General features: G+C 67.6%; 16 protein-coding genes. 8 read left to right on the top strand and 8 right to left on the bottom strand.

From position 1 onward, the window contains the following. Positions 1-40 precede the first annotated feature (40 nt). Positions 41-409, top strand: coding sequence for a winged helix-turn-helix transcriptional regulator (locus ACLJRL_RS13255; protein WP_410656433.1), 369 nt, complete (start codon positions 41-43; stop codon positions 407-409). Here the strand turns inward: ACLJRL_RS13255 and ACLJRL_RS13250 are convergent. Continuing rightward, on the bottom strand, positions 378-1,358 hold the full coding sequence (locus ACLJRL_RS13250) for a sugar-binding transcriptional regulator (RefSeq protein ID WP_410656432.1): 981 nt from the start codon (positions 1,356-1,358) through the stop codon (positions 378-380). The genes ACLJRL_RS13255 and ACLJRL_RS13250 overlap by 32 nt on opposite strands. Positions 1,359-1,502: 144 nt before the next feature. On the opposite strand from ACLJRL_RS13250, the gene ACLJRL_RS13245 reads away from it, so the two are divergent. The 4 genes from ACLJRL_RS13245 to ACLJRL_RS13230 are packed head-to-tail and all read left to right on the top strand — an operon-like array spanning position 1,503 to position 5,584. Then, positions 1,503-2,507: a zinc-dependent alcohol dehydrogenase family protein gene (locus tag ACLJRL_RS13245; protein WP_410656431.1), complete on the top strand. Its 1,005-nt coding sequence runs from the start codon at positions 1,503-1,505 to the stop codon at positions 2,505-2,507. Then, complete coding sequence (locus tag ACLJRL_RS13240; protein WP_410656430.1) at positions 2,500-3,837, top strand: ABC transporter substrate-binding protein; 1,338 nt, start codon at positions 2,500-2,502, stop codon at positions 3,835-3,837. Before ACLJRL_RS13245 ends, ACLJRL_RS13240 begins: the two co-directional genes overlap by 8 nt. Beyond that, positions 3,837-4,772 (top strand): carbohydrate ABC transporter permease, encoded by a 936-nt coding sequence (locus tag ACLJRL_RS13235; RefSeq protein ID WP_410656429.1) that lies wholly within the window; start codon positions 3,837-3,839, stop codon positions 4,770-4,772. Before ACLJRL_RS13240 ends, ACLJRL_RS13235 begins: the two co-directional genes overlap by 1 nt. Continuing rightward, a complete protein-coding gene (locus ACLJRL_RS13230; protein WP_410656428.1) occupies positions 4,769-5,584 on the top strand; it encodes a carbohydrate ABC transporter permease in 816 nt (271 codons plus the stop codon). Before ACLJRL_RS13235 ends, ACLJRL_RS13230 begins: the two co-directional genes overlap by 4 nt. Before the next feature lie 71 nt (positions 5,585-5,655). Here the strand turns inward: ACLJRL_RS13230 and ACLJRL_RS13225 are convergent, their stop codons facing one another. Both ACLJRL_RS13225 and ACLJRL_RS13220 read right to left on the bottom strand, forming a co-directional pair. Continuing rightward, the gene (locus ACLJRL_RS13225; protein ID WP_410656427.1) at positions 5,656-5,853 is read right to left on the bottom strand and encodes a ferredoxin; all 198 of its coding nucleotides are present in this window, start codon (positions 5,851-5,853) and stop codon (positions 5,656-5,658) included. Between the two features lie 8 nt (positions 5,854-5,861). Continuing rightward, on the bottom strand, positions 5,862-7,076 hold the full coding sequence (locus tag ACLJRL_RS13220) for a cytochrome P450 (protein WP_410656426.1): 1,215 nt from the start codon (positions 7,074-7,076) through the stop codon (positions 5,862-5,864). Positions 7,077-7,293: 217 nt separating this feature from the next. Here ACLJRL_RS13220 and ACLJRL_RS13215 point away from each other — a divergent pair, with 217 nt between their 5' ends. After that, positions 7,294-7,941, top strand: coding sequence for a TetR/AcrR family transcriptional regulator (locus ACLJRL_RS13215; protein ID WP_410656425.1), 648 nt, complete (start codon positions 7,294-7,296; stop codon positions 7,939-7,941). A 70-nt stretch (positions 7,942-8,011) separates the two neighbouring features. Here the strand turns inward: ACLJRL_RS13215 and ACLJRL_RS13210 are convergent, their stop codons facing one another. The 5 genes from ACLJRL_RS13210 to ACLJRL_RS13190 are packed head-to-tail and all read right to left on the bottom strand — an operon-like array spanning position 8,012 to position 13,093. Beyond that, positions 8,012-8,878: an aldehyde dehydrogenase family protein gene (locus ACLJRL_RS13210; RefSeq protein WP_410656424.1), complete on the bottom strand. Its 867-nt coding sequence runs from the start codon at positions 8,876-8,878 to the stop codon at positions 8,012-8,014. Continuing rightward, positions 8,871-10,304 (bottom strand): aldehyde dehydrogenase family protein, encoded by a 1,434-nt coding sequence (locus ACLJRL_RS13205; protein WP_410656423.1) that lies wholly within the window; start codon positions 10,302-10,304, stop codon positions 8,871-8,873. Before ACLJRL_RS13205 ends, ACLJRL_RS13210 begins: the two co-directional genes overlap by 8 nt. Before the next feature lie 2 nt (positions 10,305-10,306). Beyond that, on the bottom strand, positions 10,307-11,281 hold the full coding sequence (gene deoC, locus ACLJRL_RS13200) for a deoxyribose-phosphate aldolase (RefSeq protein ID WP_410656422.1): 975 nt from the start codon (positions 11,279-11,281) through the stop codon (positions 10,307-10,309). A 19-nt stretch (positions 11,282-11,300) separates the two neighbouring features. After that, positions 11,301-12,458 (bottom strand): serine hydrolase domain-containing protein, encoded by a 1,158-nt coding sequence (locus tag ACLJRL_RS13195; protein ID WP_410656421.1) that lies wholly within the window; start codon positions 12,456-12,458, stop codon positions 11,301-11,303. A gap of 26 nt (positions 12,459-12,484) precedes the next feature. After that, the gene (locus tag ACLJRL_RS13190; protein WP_410656914.1) at positions 12,485-13,093 is read right to left on the bottom strand and encodes a DUF1707 domain-containing protein; all 609 of its coding nucleotides are present in this window, start codon (positions 13,091-13,093) and stop codon (positions 12,485-12,487) included. A gap of 105 nt (positions 13,094-13,198) precedes the next feature. Here ACLJRL_RS13190 and ACLJRL_RS13185 point away from each other — a divergent pair, with 105 nt between their 5' ends. Together ACLJRL_RS13185 and upp are read left to right on the top strand one after the other, a co-directional pair. After that, positions 13,199-13,642 (top strand): protein-tyrosine phosphatase family protein, encoded by a 444-nt coding sequence (locus tag ACLJRL_RS13185; protein WP_410656420.1) that lies wholly within the window; start codon positions 13,199-13,201, stop codon positions 13,640-13,642. An 18-nt stretch (positions 13,643-13,660) separates the two neighbouring features. Next, a complete protein-coding gene (upp, locus tag ACLJRL_RS13180; RefSeq protein WP_410656419.1) occupies positions 13,661-14,284 on the top strand; it encodes a uracil phosphoribosyltransferase in 624 nt (207 codons plus the stop codon). Positions 14,285-14,474: the final 190 nt, after the last annotated feature.

The raw sequence follows: 14,474 nt of genomic DNA, 5'->3' as shown, positions 1-14,474 counted from the left end.
TAGAAAGCCACGCGGGTACCAAGTGGTTACCGGAGGTCCCATGAACGACGTCTTCCTCGCCGACTGCCGCGCCCGGCTGGCCTTCGACCTGATGGCGAACACGTGGAACCCGGTCGTGCTGTGGGCGCTGAAGGAGGGCGCGCTCCGGCCCGCCGAACTGAGGCGACGGCTCGGCGGGATCAGCACGAAGGTGCTCACGGAGACGGTCCGCCGGCTGGAGTTCAACGGCCTGATCAGCAGGCGTGACTGTGGCCGCACGGCGAAGGTCGAGTACTCGCTGACGGACCTCGGAGTCAGCCTCCTGGGACCCATCGAGGCCTTCGGGGAGTGGGCCTATCGCCATGGTGACGACGTGATGGAGGCCCGGGACAGGGCTGCTAGGACGGCGGGCGAGCCTCGGCCAGCTTGAGGAGCGGGATCGCCGCGTCGACGTCGGTGATCAGCGTCGAGACCATTCCGGAGCGGAGGACGGCGTCGATCGCCTCGGCCTTCGGTTCCGTGTAGCCCAGCGCGATCACTTCGGGAACCGCCAAGAGCTCTTCCGCGCTGATGGCCAGTACGTGGTGGGCCAGCCCGGTGGACATCGGAGTGCCGTCGGCGTCGAACAAGCGCGCGGCGACCTCGGCTTTCGCGCCGCGTTTGGCTATGGAGCCGCGTTCCGTTTCGGTGAGGGCGTCATAGACCGTCGATTCTTCGGGCTTCCATGCGCCGATGCTGACGACCGCTTTCGTCAGGTTCTTGAACTGGCCGAACGTTTCCGCGATCCCGGGCTGCCTTCGCAGCGTCTCGGTGGTGCGGCGGTCGGGGAGGACGAGCGGACCGAAGATCGGGTACGCCTGGCCGCCGGACACGGAGGCGACCAGGCCGACCGTCTCCACCGACCGGTCGCGCATGTCCATGCCCGCCTGGACTCCGCACAGCTGGACGACCGGGCACTTCGGCAACGACCGGATCGCGTCGGTCATCGCGTTCACCGAACGTGCCCACGACAGGCCGAGAACATCGCTGGGAGTGACGATTTCGGCCAAAAGCCGGGCGGCGAGCGAGCCGATCTTCCGGCGGACGACTTCGCGGGGTTCCCGCTCCGGCGCTCGTTCGAGCACCAGGACCCGGTCCAGCCGGTAGGCCGCGCGGAGCTCCTCGGAAAGGGGCAGATCCACCGGCGCCGGGAGGTGGAACTCGACCTTGACGATGCCGCTTTCCCTTGCTGTATCGAGCATCCGGGCCACTTTGAAGCGGCTGATGCCGAACTCGTCGGCGATCTCGAGTTTCGAGGCGCCCTGCTCGTAGAACCGCCGGGCCACCGCGGCCAGGCGCAGGGACTCCACCAGGCCGGGATCTGGTTTCTTCCCGCTCATATGAGCACTATAGCGCGAAATCTGACCGAAAGGTTGACGCAACAACCAGGAAAAGTTCACCATGCCTGGGACATCAACAGCAGGACATGCAGTTCGAACCATAAGCTATTTCCGCTCATTTGAGCGGAAAGAAGAGGAGCTGGCATGCGTGCCGCGATCGTGGACCGGCCCGGGGAGATCAGGGTCGGCGAGGTACCCGATCCGAAACCGGGGGATCGTCAGGTCGTCGTGAAAGTCGGTGCCTGCGGTATCTGCGGGACCGACCTCCACATCGCCGACGGTCATTTCCCGCCGACGCCCTACCCGATCGTCCCCGGCCACGAATTCGCCGGCGAGATCGTCGAACTCGGCGCGGACGTGCCCGGGGGCTGGCAGGTGGGCGACCGGGTGGCGGTCGATCCGTCCCTGTTCTGTGGCTACTGCACACCTTGCCGGTCCGGCCGAGGCAATCTCTGCGCGAACTGGGGCGCGACCGGGGACACCGTGAACGGCGCGTTCGCCGAGTACGTCGCCGTTCCCTCCGCCAACTGCTACCGGATGCCGGACACGATGACCTGGGAACAGGGCGCGCTCGTCGAACCGGTCTCCTGCGCGGTCCACGGCGTCCGCCGGATCGGTGTCGAGGCGGGAGAACGGTTCCTCGTCGTCGGCGCGGGCACCATGGGCCTGGTCATGCAGCAGTTGCTGCAGCGCGCGGGCGCGCTCGTCACGGTGGTCGACCGCAACACCGCCCGCCTCGGCCGCGCGAAGGACCTCGGCGCGGTGGCCGTCGCGGGCGACGTCAAGGATCTGGACGACGAGAAGTTCGACGCCGCCGCGGACTGCACCGGCGCCGCGCCCGCCATCGAGGCCGCCTTCGATTCGCTCCAGCGTGGTGGCCGCCTGCTGGTGTTCGGAGTCGCGCCCGCTGAAGCACGCGTCGCGCTGTCGCCGTTCAGGATCTACAACGACGAGATCACCGTCGTCGGGTCCATGGCCGTCATGAACAGCTTCGGCACAGCGCTCGACCTGGTCGCCGGCGGCGCCATCGACACCGGTGCCCTGCTCACCGACACGCTCCCGCTGGAGCAGTACCCGGACGCGCTCGCGCTCATGCGCAGCGGCGCCGGACTGAAGGTCCAGGTCTTACCGGGAGGCGAAAGTGCGTAAATCCGCCGCTCTGCTCGCGGTGCTTCTGCTGACCCTCACCGGATGCGCGGGGGCGGGCGCACTCGGGACCGGTGACCGGACACTGGTCGTCGCGATCGTCGCGAATCCGCAGATGAAGGACGCCATCGAACTCTCCGGCGAGTTCGAGAAGGCCAATCCCGGCGTCAGCATCAAGTTCGTGTCGCTGCCCGAAAACCAGGCGCGCGCGAAGATCACCGCGTCGACGGCCACCGAAGGCGGCGAGTTCGACGTCGTCATGATCAGCAACTACGAGGCCCCGCAGTGGGCGGCGAACGGCTGGCTCGAGAACCTCGGCCCGCATATCGCGGCGAACCCCGCCTACGACGCCGGCGACTTCATCCCGAGTATCAAGGATTCCTTGTCGCACAACGGATCCCTCTACGCCGTGCCGTTCTACGGCGAGTCGTCCTTCCTGGCTTACCGGAAGGATCTGTTCGAGCAGGCCGGGATCACGATGCCCGCCAAACCGACGTGGGCGCAGATCGCCGAATACGCCGCGAAACTCGACGACAAGTCGAAGGGCGTCGCCGGGATCTGCCTGCGCGGAAAGCCGGGCTGGGGCGAGAGCCTCGCGCCGTTCAGCACCGTCGCCAACACCTTCGGCGCGCAGTGGTTCGACAAGGACTGGAACGCGAAACTGACCAGCCCCGAATTCAAGGCGGCCGCCGAGTTCTACGTCAACCTGGTGCGGCAGCACGGCGAGGTCGGCGCGTCCAGCGCGGGCTTCTCCGAATGCGGCACGCGGTACACACAGGGCCAGGCCGCCATGTGGTACGACGCCACGGTCATGGCCGGGACCAATGAGGACCCGGCTACCAGCAAGATCGTCGGCAAATCCGGCTACGCCCCGGCGCCGGTGGAGAAGACGCAAGCGAGCGGGTGGCTCTACACCTGGGCCCTGGCGATCCCGAAGGTCGCCAAGGACAAGGACACCGCCTGGAAGTTCATGTCCTGGATGACCGACAAGGCCTACGTGCAGCGCGTCGCGCAGGAGTACGGCTGGAACCGCGTCCCGCCGGGCGTGCGGAAGTCGACCTACGACGTGCCCGCGTATCGCGAGGCGGCCAAGGCCTACGCCCAACCCACGCTGGACGGGATCGCGGACGCCGACCAGCAGAAGGCGATGGTGAATCCGGTGCCCTATCCCGGGATCCAGTTCGTCGGCATTCCCGAGTTCCAGGACCTCGGCACTCGCGTCAGCCAGCAGCTCTCGGCGGCGATCGCGGGCCAGATCACCGTGGACGAAGCCCTGAAACAGTCCCAGGAGTACGCGCAGACCGTCGGCAAGTCGTATCAGGAGGTGCAGTGATGTCCACGCTCTCCGCTCCTGCCCGCAGTGCGCCCGCCCACAAGCGGTCGGCGCCCCCGAAACGGGGTACTGACACACCGTTCAAACGACGGCTTCCGCTGCTGCCGGCACTGGTGTTCGTCATCGCCGTCACCCAGCTGCCGTTCGTGCTGACGGTGTTCTATTCGTTCCAGTCGTGGAACCTGGTGCGGCCGGGTTCGCGGCATTTCGTCGGGCTGCAGAACTACATCGACGTCTTCTCCGACACGACGTTCCTCGGAGCGTTGCTGAACACCGTCGTCCTCACGGTCGTCTGTGTCTTCTTCTCGCTTCTGCTCGGCCTGGGACTCGCGATCCTGCTGGACCGGAAGTTCCTCGGCCGCGGCGTCGTCCGGACGCTGCTGATCACGCCGTTCCTGATCCTGCCCGCGGCCGGCGCGCTGCTGTGGAAGACGACGATGTTCGACCCGACCTACGGATTGCTGCACTTCGTGTTCGGCACCGACATCGACTGGCTCTCGGAGTTCCCGCTCGCCGCGGTGATGGCCCAGGTCGTCTGGCAGTGGACGCCGTTCATGATGCTGCTGATCCTGGCCGGGCTGCAGAGCCAGCCCAAGGACGTCCTCGAAGCCGCGTCGGTCGACGGCGCCGGCCGCTGGCGGACGTTCACCCTGATCACGTTGCCGCATCTGAGCCGGTTCCTGCAGCTGGCGACACTGCTGGGCGCGATCTACATCGTGAACAGCTTCGACGCGATCTTCCTGATGACGCAGGGCGGTCCCGGTACGGCCAGCACGAACCTGCCGTTCTACATCTACCAGCGCGCGTTCCAGGGGTTCGACATCGGGCAGTCGTCCGCGATGGGCGTGGTCGTGGTGATCCTGACGATGATCGTGGCGACCTTCGCCCTGCGGCTGATGTTCCGCTCGTTCTCGGTCCAGGGAGGCACGAAATGAACCGCCGGTTCGGCGCGGGCACGCTGACCGTCGCGACCTGGGTGATCGCGATCCTGTTCGTGTTCCCGCTGTTATGGATGATCCTGACGGCCTTCAAACAGGAGGCCGACGCCTACACCGATCCGCCGCGCCTGTTCTTCGAGCCGACGCTCGACCAGTTCGCCGGCGTTCTCGAACGCGGTTTCCTTCCGTACCTGTCGAATTCCGCGTTCGTGACCATCGTGTCGACGCTTTTCGTGCTGCTGCTGGGAATCCCGGCCGCGTACGCCCTGTCGCTGGCGCCGGTGAAGGGCACGAGCAACGCGCTCGGGTTCTTCCTGTCGACGAAGATGCTGCCGATCGTGGCGGCGATCATCCCGCTGTACGTGATCTCGCAGAACATCCAGCTGCTGGACAACGTGTGGGCGCTGATCATCCTGTACACGTCGATGAACCTGCCGCTGGCGATCTGGATGATGCGGTCGTTCTTCCTCGAAGTGCCGCACGAGATGATCGAGGCGGCCCGGATCGACGGGGCGACCCTGCCCATCCTGCTCCGGAAGATCATCATGCCGGTCGTCGCGCCCGGAGTGGCGGCGACCGCGCTGATCTGCGTGATCTTCTCCTGGACCGAGTTCTTCTACTCGGTCAACCTCACCGCCGCGCGTGCCGGAACCGTGCCGGTGTTCCTGGTCGGGTTCATCACCAGCGAGGGGCTGTACTGGGCTCAGCTGTCCGCCGCCGCCCTGCTCGCGTCGCTTCCGGTGATGATCGTCGGCTGGATCGCGCAGAACCACCTCGTCCGCGGCCTGTCGATGGGCGCGGTCAAGTAAGCCTGTGAAAGTCCGTGAAGGCCTCCTTGAGGGAATCTGATTCCCTCAAGGAGGCCTTCACGGACTTCTGTCTACTCGGCGAGCGAGAGCGTCTGGCTCGGGCAGATGTGCACGGCGGTGCGCGCGTTCTCTTCCGCCTCGGCGCCCTCGGGTTCGGGGACCAGCACGATGACCGTCCCGTCGTCCTCGCTCTGATCGAAGAGATCGGGATCGGTGAGCACGCACTGGCCCGCGCCCACGCACCTCCCGGTGTCCGCGATGATCTTCATGCGTCCTCCTACCAGGTGATCGGCAGCCCGTGGAGGCCGTAGATCGACGAATCGTGCTTGAACTGCAGTTCGTCGACCGGAACGGCCAGCCGGATGCCCGGGATACGGCTGAACAACGTGTCGAACACGATCTGCAGTTCCATCCGCGCCAGGTTCTGGCCCAGGCACTGGTGCGCGCCGAAGCCGAACGCGACATGGTGCCGCGCACCGCGTTCGATGTCGAAGTCGTCGGGGTTCTCGAAGCCGTCGGGGTCGTGGTTGCCGGCGTTGCTCAGCCCGACGACGCCGTCACCCGCCCGGATGAGCGTGCCGCCGATCTCGACGTCGGCCGTGGCGAAGCGCGAGGTCGCCATCTCGGCGATGGTGAAGACGCGAAGAAGCTCTTCGATCGCGGGGAGGGTCTTGCCCGGGTCCGCCTTGATCTTCGCCAGCTGATCGGGGTTCTCCAGCAGGGTCACCGTGCCGAGCGAGATCATGTTCGCCGTCGTCTCGTGCCCGGCGATGAGCAGCAGGAACGCCAAGCCGACGAGTTCGCCATGGTCGGCGTCGCCCGTTTCCCGCTGCTTCAGGATCTGGCGGCCGAGGAGGTCGTCTTCGGTGGTGTTCGCTTCCTTCCCCGTCACGAGGTCGTCGAGATATTTCTCGAGTTGCTCGAACGCCGTCCGCCGTTCCTCGGGGCTGACCTCCCGGCTCAGCATCTTGGAACTGCAGGACTGGAAGAACTCGTGGTCCGCATAGGGGACGCCGAGCAGTTCGCAGATCACCAACGACGGAACCGGCAGCGAAAGGGCCTGGACGAGATCGACGGGCTTGGGGCCTTCGAGGATGGCGTCGATGTGTTCGTCGACGATCTGCTGGATCCGCGGCTGCAGCGCCTTCATCCGCTTGACGGTGAATTCCCCGACGACGTCACGCCGGGCCTGGCTGTGCTCGGGCGGGTCCATGGCGATGAGGGACGGCCGGAAAGGCTTGTCCTCCCGCTGGATCGGCCGCTCCACCATCATCGGGAACGAGGGACTCTGCCGGTCGGAGCTGAAATGCGGGCTGCTCAGCATTTCGCGGATGTCTTCGAGCCGGGTGAGTGCCCAAGCCGTCTGACCGGTCGGCAGGCCGACCCGGGAAATCGGGCTTTCTTCGCGAAGCTTTTTGTACTCCGGCGGAGGAGCGAACGGACAGGTTCGAGCCAGCGGCAAGGTGGCGGTGGTTTCTTCGACGTCAGTCATCGGGTGTCCTTCCCCAGGTGTCGGGTGGGTTCGGGCGATATCGGACAAGAAGCCCCAAAGAACCTATGCGGATGGTTTTATTCCGCTTATGCATCCAAGGTACTCAAGTGGAGACGGGTCGTCCACTCGCGAAGGGGTGGACTCCCGGGAAGCGTGAACCGCACCCCCGTCCGTGCGAGAATCACCGCGCCGCAGCACCGTGCGAGAGGCGAGGACCATGACAGCCGACCCCGAGACCCCCTTGCGCGCCGACGCGCGCCGGAACCGGGACCAGATCCTCGCCGCCGCGAAGACGATTTTCGCCGCTCAGGGCGCCGAGGTCCCGATGGAAGAGATCGCGCGCTCGGCGGGCGTGGGCGTCGGAACCCTCTACCGGCGCTTCCCGGATCGCGACGCGCTGATCCGCGCGGTCGCCGTCGACAACTTCGACCGGGTTCTCGTGGACGCGAAGGTCGCGCGAGACCAGGAACCGAGCAACTGGGACGCCCTGATCCGGCTCCTGCACCAGTCGATGGAGCTCCAGCTGAGCGTCCAGCTCGCGATGGTGTCGGCGCGGGCGCTGGTGATCCTGAAGAGCGACCCCGCGATCAAGGCACTGCGCGACGACCTGCTTCTCGTGCTGGACGACTTCGTCCAGGGCGCTCAGGCGGAGGGCAAGCTGAGGACGGACGTCGCGACCGGTGACGTCGCGATGCTGTTCGCGACCCTGCTGCGGCAGATGCCGGGCAAGAACGAAGAGGTCGCGCGGATGGCGATCCGGCGCTGCATCGGCATCATGATCGACGGCCTGCGGGTCGCCGGACCGAACGAGCCGCTGCCCGGCCGCGCCCTCACGAGCGCCGACCTGGACCACCCTGCGAGCTGAGAAAGCGCGTGAAGGCCCCCTTCCCTCTGCTCAGCCGAGGGAAGGGGGCCTTCACGCGCTTCTGGGTGGTCTAGACGCCTAGGGGGTGCCAGACGGTCTTCGCCTCGAGATAGCGCCGCAGCCGGCCCATGTCGGCGTCGGCCGTCCAGTCCGGCTCGGCGTCCGGCACGGTCAGGACGCGCTTCACGGTGCCCGCGGCGTCGCGTGCCAGGTCCGCGCGTGCGGAAGGCTCCGCGCCGGTCGGGTCGAGGGCGTTGACGTCGCCGTGCGAAGCCAGCCAAGAACCGAGTTCCGACGCCCGGCCGGTCAGGATGTTCGCGACCCCGCCGGGCAGGTCGGACGTCGCCAGAACCTCCGACAGGGTGATCGCGGGCAGCGGCCGCTCCGCGCTGGAGACGACCACCGCGGTCGAGCCCGTCGCCAGCACCGGCGCCAGCACGCTCACCAGGCCCAGCAGCGAAGACTGCTGAGGTGCCAGCACACCGACGACACCGGTCGGTTCCGGGACGGTGAAGGAGAAGTACGGCCCCGCGACCGGGTTGGTCGCGCCGAGCACGGTCGCGATCTTGTCCGTCCAGCCCGCGTACCAGACCCAGCGGTCGATCGAAGCGTCCACAAGGGACTGTGCCTTCTTCGTCGCCACGCCTTCGGAAGCGACCACTTCCGCGACGAACTGCTCGCGACGGCCTTCCAGTACCTCCGCGACCCGGTAGAGCACCTGGCCGCGGTTGTAGGCGGTCGCCGCCGACCAGCCACCGAAAGCCTTGCGGGCGGCGGAAACCGCGTCGCGAACGTCCTTTCGGGACGCGTGCGAGGCGTTGGCCAGGAACTTGCCCTTCGCGTCGGAGACCGGGTACACGCGGCCCGACTCGGAGCGAGGGAACTTGCCGCCGACGTAGAGTTTGTAGGTCTTCGCCACCGAAATTCGGTCAGACATCGAGGTAAGCCTCCAGTCCGGTGCGTCCGCCTTCGCGGCCGAAACCCGACTCCTGGTAGCCGCCGAACGGCGCGGCGGGATCGAAGCGGTTGAACGTGTTGGCCCAGACGACACCGGCGCGGAGCTGGTTCGCCATCCACAGGATGCGCGAGCCCTTCTCGGTCCAGATGCCGGCGGAGAGCCCGTACGGCGTGTTGTTCGCCTTGGTGACGGCTTCGTCCGGCGTGCGGAAGGTCAGCACCGACAGCACCGGGCCGAAGATCTCTTCGCGGGCGATGCGCATCGACTGCTGGACATCGGAGAACACCGTGGGAGCGAAGAAGAAACCGCGTTCGGGCACCGGGCACGGGCTGGTCCAGCGCTGTGCGCCCTCGGCGTCGCCGGATTCCACCAGGCCCTTGATCTTCGCGAGCTGCTCGGCGGAGTTGATCGCGCCGATGTCGGTGTTCTTGTCCAGCGGGTCGCCCAGCCGCAGCGTCGAGACGCGGTAGCGGAGCTTCTCCAGAAGTTCCTCGGCGATGGACTCCTGGACCAGGAGGCGCGAACCGGCGCAGCAGACGTGGCCCTGGTTGAAGAAGATCCCGTTGACGATCCCCTCGACGGCCTGGTCCAGCGCGGCATCGTCGAACACGATGTTCGCCGCTTTTCCGCCCAGCTCCAGGGTGAGCTTCTTCGAGGTTCCGGCGACCTGACGCTGGATGGCCTTGCCGACGTCGGTCGATCCGGTGAAGGCGACCTTGTTGACGTCGTTGTGGCCCACCAGCGCGGCGCCGATGTCCCCGGCGCCGGGCAGGATGTTGACCACGCCGGGCGGGAGTTCGGCCTGCTGGCAGATCTCCGCGAAGACGAGCGCCGTCAGGGGCGTGGTCTCCGCGGGCTTGAGCACCACGGTGTTGCCGGTGGCCAGCGCGGGCGCGATCTTCCACGCCAGCATGAGCAGCGGGAAGTTCCACGGGATGACCTGGCCCGCGACACCGAGCGGCCGCGGGTTCGGGCCGTAGCCCGCGTAGTCGAGCTTGTCGGCCCAGCCCGCATGGTAGAAGAAGTGCGCGGCGGCCGTCGGCACGTCGGAATCGCGAGATTCCTTGATGGGCTTGCCGTTGTCGAGGCTCTCCAGAACGGCCAGCTCCCGCGACCGCTCCTGGATCAGGCGCGCGATGCGGAACAGGTACTTGGCGCGTTCCGAGCCCGGCATCTTGGACCAGACGCCTGTGTACGCCTTGCGTGCGGCCTTGACCGCGGTGTCCACATCGGACGTCGACGCCGTGCCGACCTCGGCGAGCACCTCTTCGGTGGCCGGGTTGATCGTTTTGAGCGGCTCGCCGGAGCCGTCGACGAACTCGCCGTTGATGAACGGCCGGTAGTGCGGTTTGAGGTTCGCGATGTCGCGCGATTCGGGCGCGGGCGCGTACTCGAAGATGCCCATGGTCAGTCCACCGTCACGTAGTCGGGACCGCTGTAGTGGCCGTCGGCCTGGGTGCGGCGCTGCAGCAGGAGGTCGTTGAGCAGGCTGGACGCCCCGAACCGGAACAGGTCCGGGTTCAGCCACTGCTCACCGGCGACCTCGTGCACCGCCACCAGGTACTTGATCGCGTCCTTGGTCGTCCGGATCCCACCGGCGGGTTTGACGCCGCGCAGCTCCCCGGACTGGTTGAACCAGTCGTGGACGGCCTGCAGCATCACGTGTGTGACCGGCAGTGTCGCGGCGGGCGAGATCTTGCCGGTGGAGGTCTTGATGAAGTCGCCGCCCGCCAGCAGCGCGAGCCAGGACGCGCGGCGGACGTTGTCGTAGGTGGCCAGCTCACCGGTCTCGAGGATCACCTTCAGGTGAGCGCTGCCGCAGGCGGCCTTGATGGCCTGGATCTCCTCGAAGACCGCCATGTAGCGGCCCTCCAGGAAGGCGCCGCGGTCGATCACCATGTCGACTTCGGACGCACCGGCGTCGACGGCGATCTTGGTGTCGGCCAGCTTGATCTCGCGGCTCGTGCGGCCCGCCGGGAAGCCGGTGGCGACACTCGCGACGTGGATGCCGGTGCCTTGGAGCGCCTCGACGGCCGTCTCGACCATGTCCGGGTACACGCACACGGCCGCCACCGAGGGGGTGTCCGGCCGGTCCGGGTCGGGCCGCTTGGCCTTCGCCGCCAGTGCGCGGACCTTGCCCCGGGTGTCGGCACCTTCGAGGGTCGTCAAGTCGACCATCGAGATGGCGGTGTCGATCGCCCAGAGCTTGGCGGCCTTCTTGATGCTGCGCGTGCCGAGGCCTGCTGCTCGCTGCTCGACGCCGACCTGGTCGACACCAGGCAGGCCGTGCAGGAAGCGGCGCAGGCTCGCCTCGTCGCGAGTCGCGTCCGTCAGTGGCGCCGGGGTGTCCGCCGCCGCTGACGAGCTGGTCGTAGCTGTCATACCGGTGAGTGTAGGCGGCCTACAAGCTTGGCACCGGGGCCTGGGCGGCGGCCCGCGCGGGCAGCACCGGCGTACAGAACTCGTTGACCATCGGCAGCTGCCGCTTGATCGCGGCGTCCTGCGACACGGTGAGATCCACCGTGGCCATCGTGGAGATGTTCTTGCCGGATTCGTCACGGAAACTGAGGGTGTTGTAGCCGGGCAGGTCGCCGCCGTGACCCCAGATGGTGATGTCCTCCGCGCAGATGCCCGCACTCTTGAGGTTCAGCTTCATCAAGCCGAGGCCGTACTCCATGCCGCCCGCCGGGACCGTCGTCTTCATCTGCGTGAGCAGGGCGGGCGGCAGCAGACGGCCGCCGAGCAGGGCCTCGAAGAAGCGGTTGAGGTCCGCGCCCGAGGACACCACACCGCCCGCGGCGTAGTAGCGCGAGTAGTTGTAGGTGGTGACGTCGGTGAGGCCGCGGGGCGCGTCGTAGAGCTGCTCGTAGCCGCGGGCGGCCGGGCCGAGCAGGAACGGGAAGTCGCGGGGGAGCGAGGTGTCGCGCAGGTGCAGCGGGCCGGTGATGCGTTCGGCCAGCACCCGCTCCAGTGGCTTCCGGGAAAGCTTCTCGACCAGCAGGCCGAGGACGTTGTAGCCGGTGTTGGAGTACGCCCAGCTCGTCCCCGGCTTGAACAGCAGCGGCTGCTTCTTCGTGCTGAGACGGATTTCGTCGTCGCTGTCGAAGTGCTCGAAGCGTTCGGTGTCGATCTCCGGCAGCGTCGCCCAGGAATCCTCGGGGAGCAGGTCGCGCGGGAGACCGCTGGTGTGCTGCAGGACCTGGCGGACGGTGATCGGCTCCGGGTACGGCAGCAGCCCGGGCAGGTAGCGCTGGACGGGTTCGTCGAGAGCGGCGCGTTTCTCGGCGACGAGCTGCAGGACCAGCGTCGCGACGAAGACCTTGGACACACTCGCGACCCGCCAGCGTCCCGACGCGTCGGGCTTGCCGGGCCGTTCGATGCTCGCGACGCCGCTCACCCCGCGGAAGTCGTCGGCGACCGCGACCATGCCCGGAATGCCCGCGGCGACCGCCGCGTCCATCGCGGCCTGGCGCGGATCGGTCTTCTCGGCGGCTGCCGCCGGGAAGGCGGTCGCGGAAAGCAGTGCGGCACAAGCGATGGCTACGAAACTTCGGCGCATCAGACGGTCCCCCGGTTCGGTGCGAGTCAGGCTTCGAGTTCAGGTACGTCTTTCTTACGGGGCTTCCGCTTGACGATGACGGCGCCCCAGAACGCCAGCCCGGTGATCTTCACCGTCGGCGCGGTCGGCGGCGCGGCAGGCGCACCGGAGCGGTCTTCCAGCTCGAACGCGCCCATGAAGCCGATTCCGGTGACCTCCACGTTGATGTCGTCGGGCACGATGATGTCGATCCCGCCCATGATCGCGACCGCGGTGATCGTCGTGTTCTTCTCGGCGAAGCGCGCGTGCCGCAGGTCGATGTCGGTCCCGCCCCAGAACGCGAAACTGTTGTGCTGCGGCGGAACGACCCAGCTGCCCTTGCGGGACGCGCCGGACATGACGGCGATCGAAGCGCCGGAGCCCGGGTGCCCGCCGATGCGGTCGTCGGGCAGGCCGAGCGCGCGCGACGTCGCCGGTTGGATCGCCGAGCGGGTCTGCGGCAGGTCCGCGGTGACCGGCTTGAGGTCTCCGACGGTCTTGGCCGCGTAGACGATGGTGAGCCGTTCTTCCAGCTCGTTGATGGTGATGCGGCCCTCGGACATCGCCGCGTGCAGCACCTGCGCGACCTGCTCACGGTCGGCGTCGGAGATGCGCATCTGTTCGGGTCCCGGCAGAGCCGGCTCTTCGCTCACGCGCAGTAGCCTAGCGCCGGTCGAGGGGTCGGGCGTCCATCTTCTGGCGGACAGTGGGATTCTGCCGTGATGGGGAACTCACTACTTGGAGCGATCGAACTGCCGGATGGTGTCGAAGTGCGGGGGCGCGGCCTGGGGCGCCCCTGGCCAGAGGGGCCATCGCCGGATTTCGGGCTGTATCTGGGCGGCGCGAAGCTGCGGCGTAAGCACGACCACAAGCTGGACTGGGACCACGAGTGGATCCGCTGGCCCGACTTCCTGGTGCCGCTGGACCGGGAGGACGCGCGGCGGAAGATCGTGGCCCTGCACGGGCGGGCCGCGGCGGGGGAGAACGTCGAGATCGCCTGTTACGGCGGGGTGGGGCGGACCGGCACGGTGCTTTCCTGTCTGGCGACGCTTTCCGGGCTGACCGCCGACGAGGCCGTGGCGTGGGCGCGGGCCAACCATCACGAGCGTTCGGTGGAGATGCCGTGGCAGCGCCGCTGGGTCGGCTGGTTCGCGCGGCAGGCCTGACGGGCTAAATTGACCGGCATGGATGTGCACGTCGTTGATCACCCGCTGGCCAAGGCCCGGCTTTCCACCATGCGCGACGCGCGCACCGACAGTGCCGCCTTCCGCGCGGCGCTGCACGAACTCACCGTCATGCTGGTCTACGAAGCCACGCGCGACATGCCCGTGCGGATCGAGCGGATCCACACCCCGGTCGCCCGCACCGACGGCTACGCGCTCGCCAGCCCGCCGCTGCTGGTGCCGGTGCTGCGGGCCGGGCTGGGGATGGCGGATCAGGCGCACAAGCTGATCCCCGACGCCCAGATGGGCTTCGTCGGGCTCGCCCGCGACGAGGAGACGCTCAAACCGACGCCGTACCTGGAGTCGCTGCCCGAATCGCTCGCCGACCGGCCGGTGATGGTGCTCGACCCGATGCTCGCGACCGGCGGCTCGATGGAGTACACGATCCGCCTGCTCATCGACCGGGGCGCCACCGACGTCACCGCCATCTGCGCTTTGGCGGCGCCCGAGGGGATCGCACACCTGGAGAAGACCGGGCTGCCGCTGCGGGTGGTGACCGCGAGCATCGACGAACGGCTCAACGACTCCGGGTTCATCGTGCCCGGGCTCGGAGACGCGGGGGACCGCCAGTACGGGGCCGTTTGACCTGCGTTTAGCCGACTAAACGCGATCCGTCAGGCTTCGTGTGGCCGCAAGTCCGTGAAGGCCTCCTTGAGGGACCCAGAGTCCCTCAAGGAGGCCTTCACGGACTTCTGGGCCTGGTGCGGCTGGGGGCGCGTTTAGTCGGCTAAGTGCGTGCCGGGGCGCCGACAGATCGCGGTTAGCCCGCTAAACG

This window comes from Amycolatopsis sp. lyj-112 (assembly GCF_046549055.1).
In the GTDB taxonomy this organism is placed as follows: domain Bacteria; phylum Actinomycetota; class Actinomycetes; order Mycobacteriales; family Pseudonocardiaceae; genus Amycolatopsis.
This window is presented reverse-complemented; position numbering and strand designations above follow the sequence as displayed.

Bases quoted from the DNA above. Each gene is read 5' to 3' on its own strand.
- ACLJRL_RS13220 (WP_410656426.1), bottom strand. From the start codon at position 7,076: ATGACTGACGTCGAAGAAACCACCGCCACCTTGCCGCTGGCTCGAACC.
- ACLJRL_RS13185 (WP_410656420.1), top strand. From the start codon at position 13,199: ATGGGGAACTCACTACTTGGAGCGATCGAACTGCCGGATGGTGTCGAA.
- ACLJRL_RS13195 (WP_410656421.1), bottom strand. From the start codon at position 12,458: ATGCGCCGAAGTTTCGTAGCCATCGCTTGTGCCGCACTGCTTTCCGCG.
- ACLJRL_RS13190 (WP_410656914.1), bottom strand. From the start codon at position 13,093: ATGCGCATCTCCGACGCCGACCGTGAGCAGGTCGCGCAGGTGCTGCAC.
- ACLJRL_RS13205 (WP_410656423.1), bottom strand. From the start codon at position 10,304: ATGGGCATCTTCGAGTACGCGCCCGCGCCCGAATCGCGCGACATCGCG.
- ACLJRL_RS13255 (WP_410656433.1), top strand. From the start codon at position 41: ATGAACGACGTCTTCCTCGCCGACTGCCGCGCCCGGCTGGCCTTCGAC.
- ACLJRL_RS13235 (WP_410656429.1), top strand. From the start codon at position 3,837: ATGTCCACGCTCTCCGCTCCTGCCCGCAGTGCGCCCGCCCACAAGCGG.
- deoC (WP_410656422.1), bottom strand. From the start codon at position 11,281: ATGACAGCTACGACCAGCTCGTCAGCGGCGGCGGACACCCCGGCGCCA.
- ACLJRL_RS13250 (WP_410656432.1), bottom strand. From the start codon at position 1,358: ATGAGCGGGAAGAAACCAGATCCCGGCCTGGTGGAGTCCCTGCGCCTG.
- ACLJRL_RS13225 (WP_410656427.1), bottom strand. From the start codon at position 5,853: ATGAAGATCATCGCGGACACCGGGAGGTGCGTGGGCGCGGGCCAGTGC.
- ACLJRL_RS13210 (WP_410656424.1), bottom strand. From the start codon at position 8,878: ATGTCTGACCGAATTTCGGTGGCGAAGACCTACAAACTCTACGTCGGC.
- ACLJRL_RS13215 (WP_410656425.1), top strand. From the start codon at position 7,294: ATGACAGCCGACCCCGAGACCCCCTTGCGCGCCGACGCGCGCCGGAAC.
- ACLJRL_RS13230 (WP_410656428.1), top strand. From the start codon at position 4,769: ATGAACCGCCGGTTCGGCGCGGGCACGCTGACCGTCGCGACCTGGGTG.
- ACLJRL_RS13245 (WP_410656431.1), top strand. From the start codon at position 1,503: ATGCGTGCCGCGATCGTGGACCGGCCCGGGGAGATCAGGGTCGGCGAG.
- upp (WP_410656419.1), top strand. From the start codon at position 13,661: ATGGATGTGCACGTCGTTGATCACCCGCTGGCCAAGGCCCGGCTTTCC.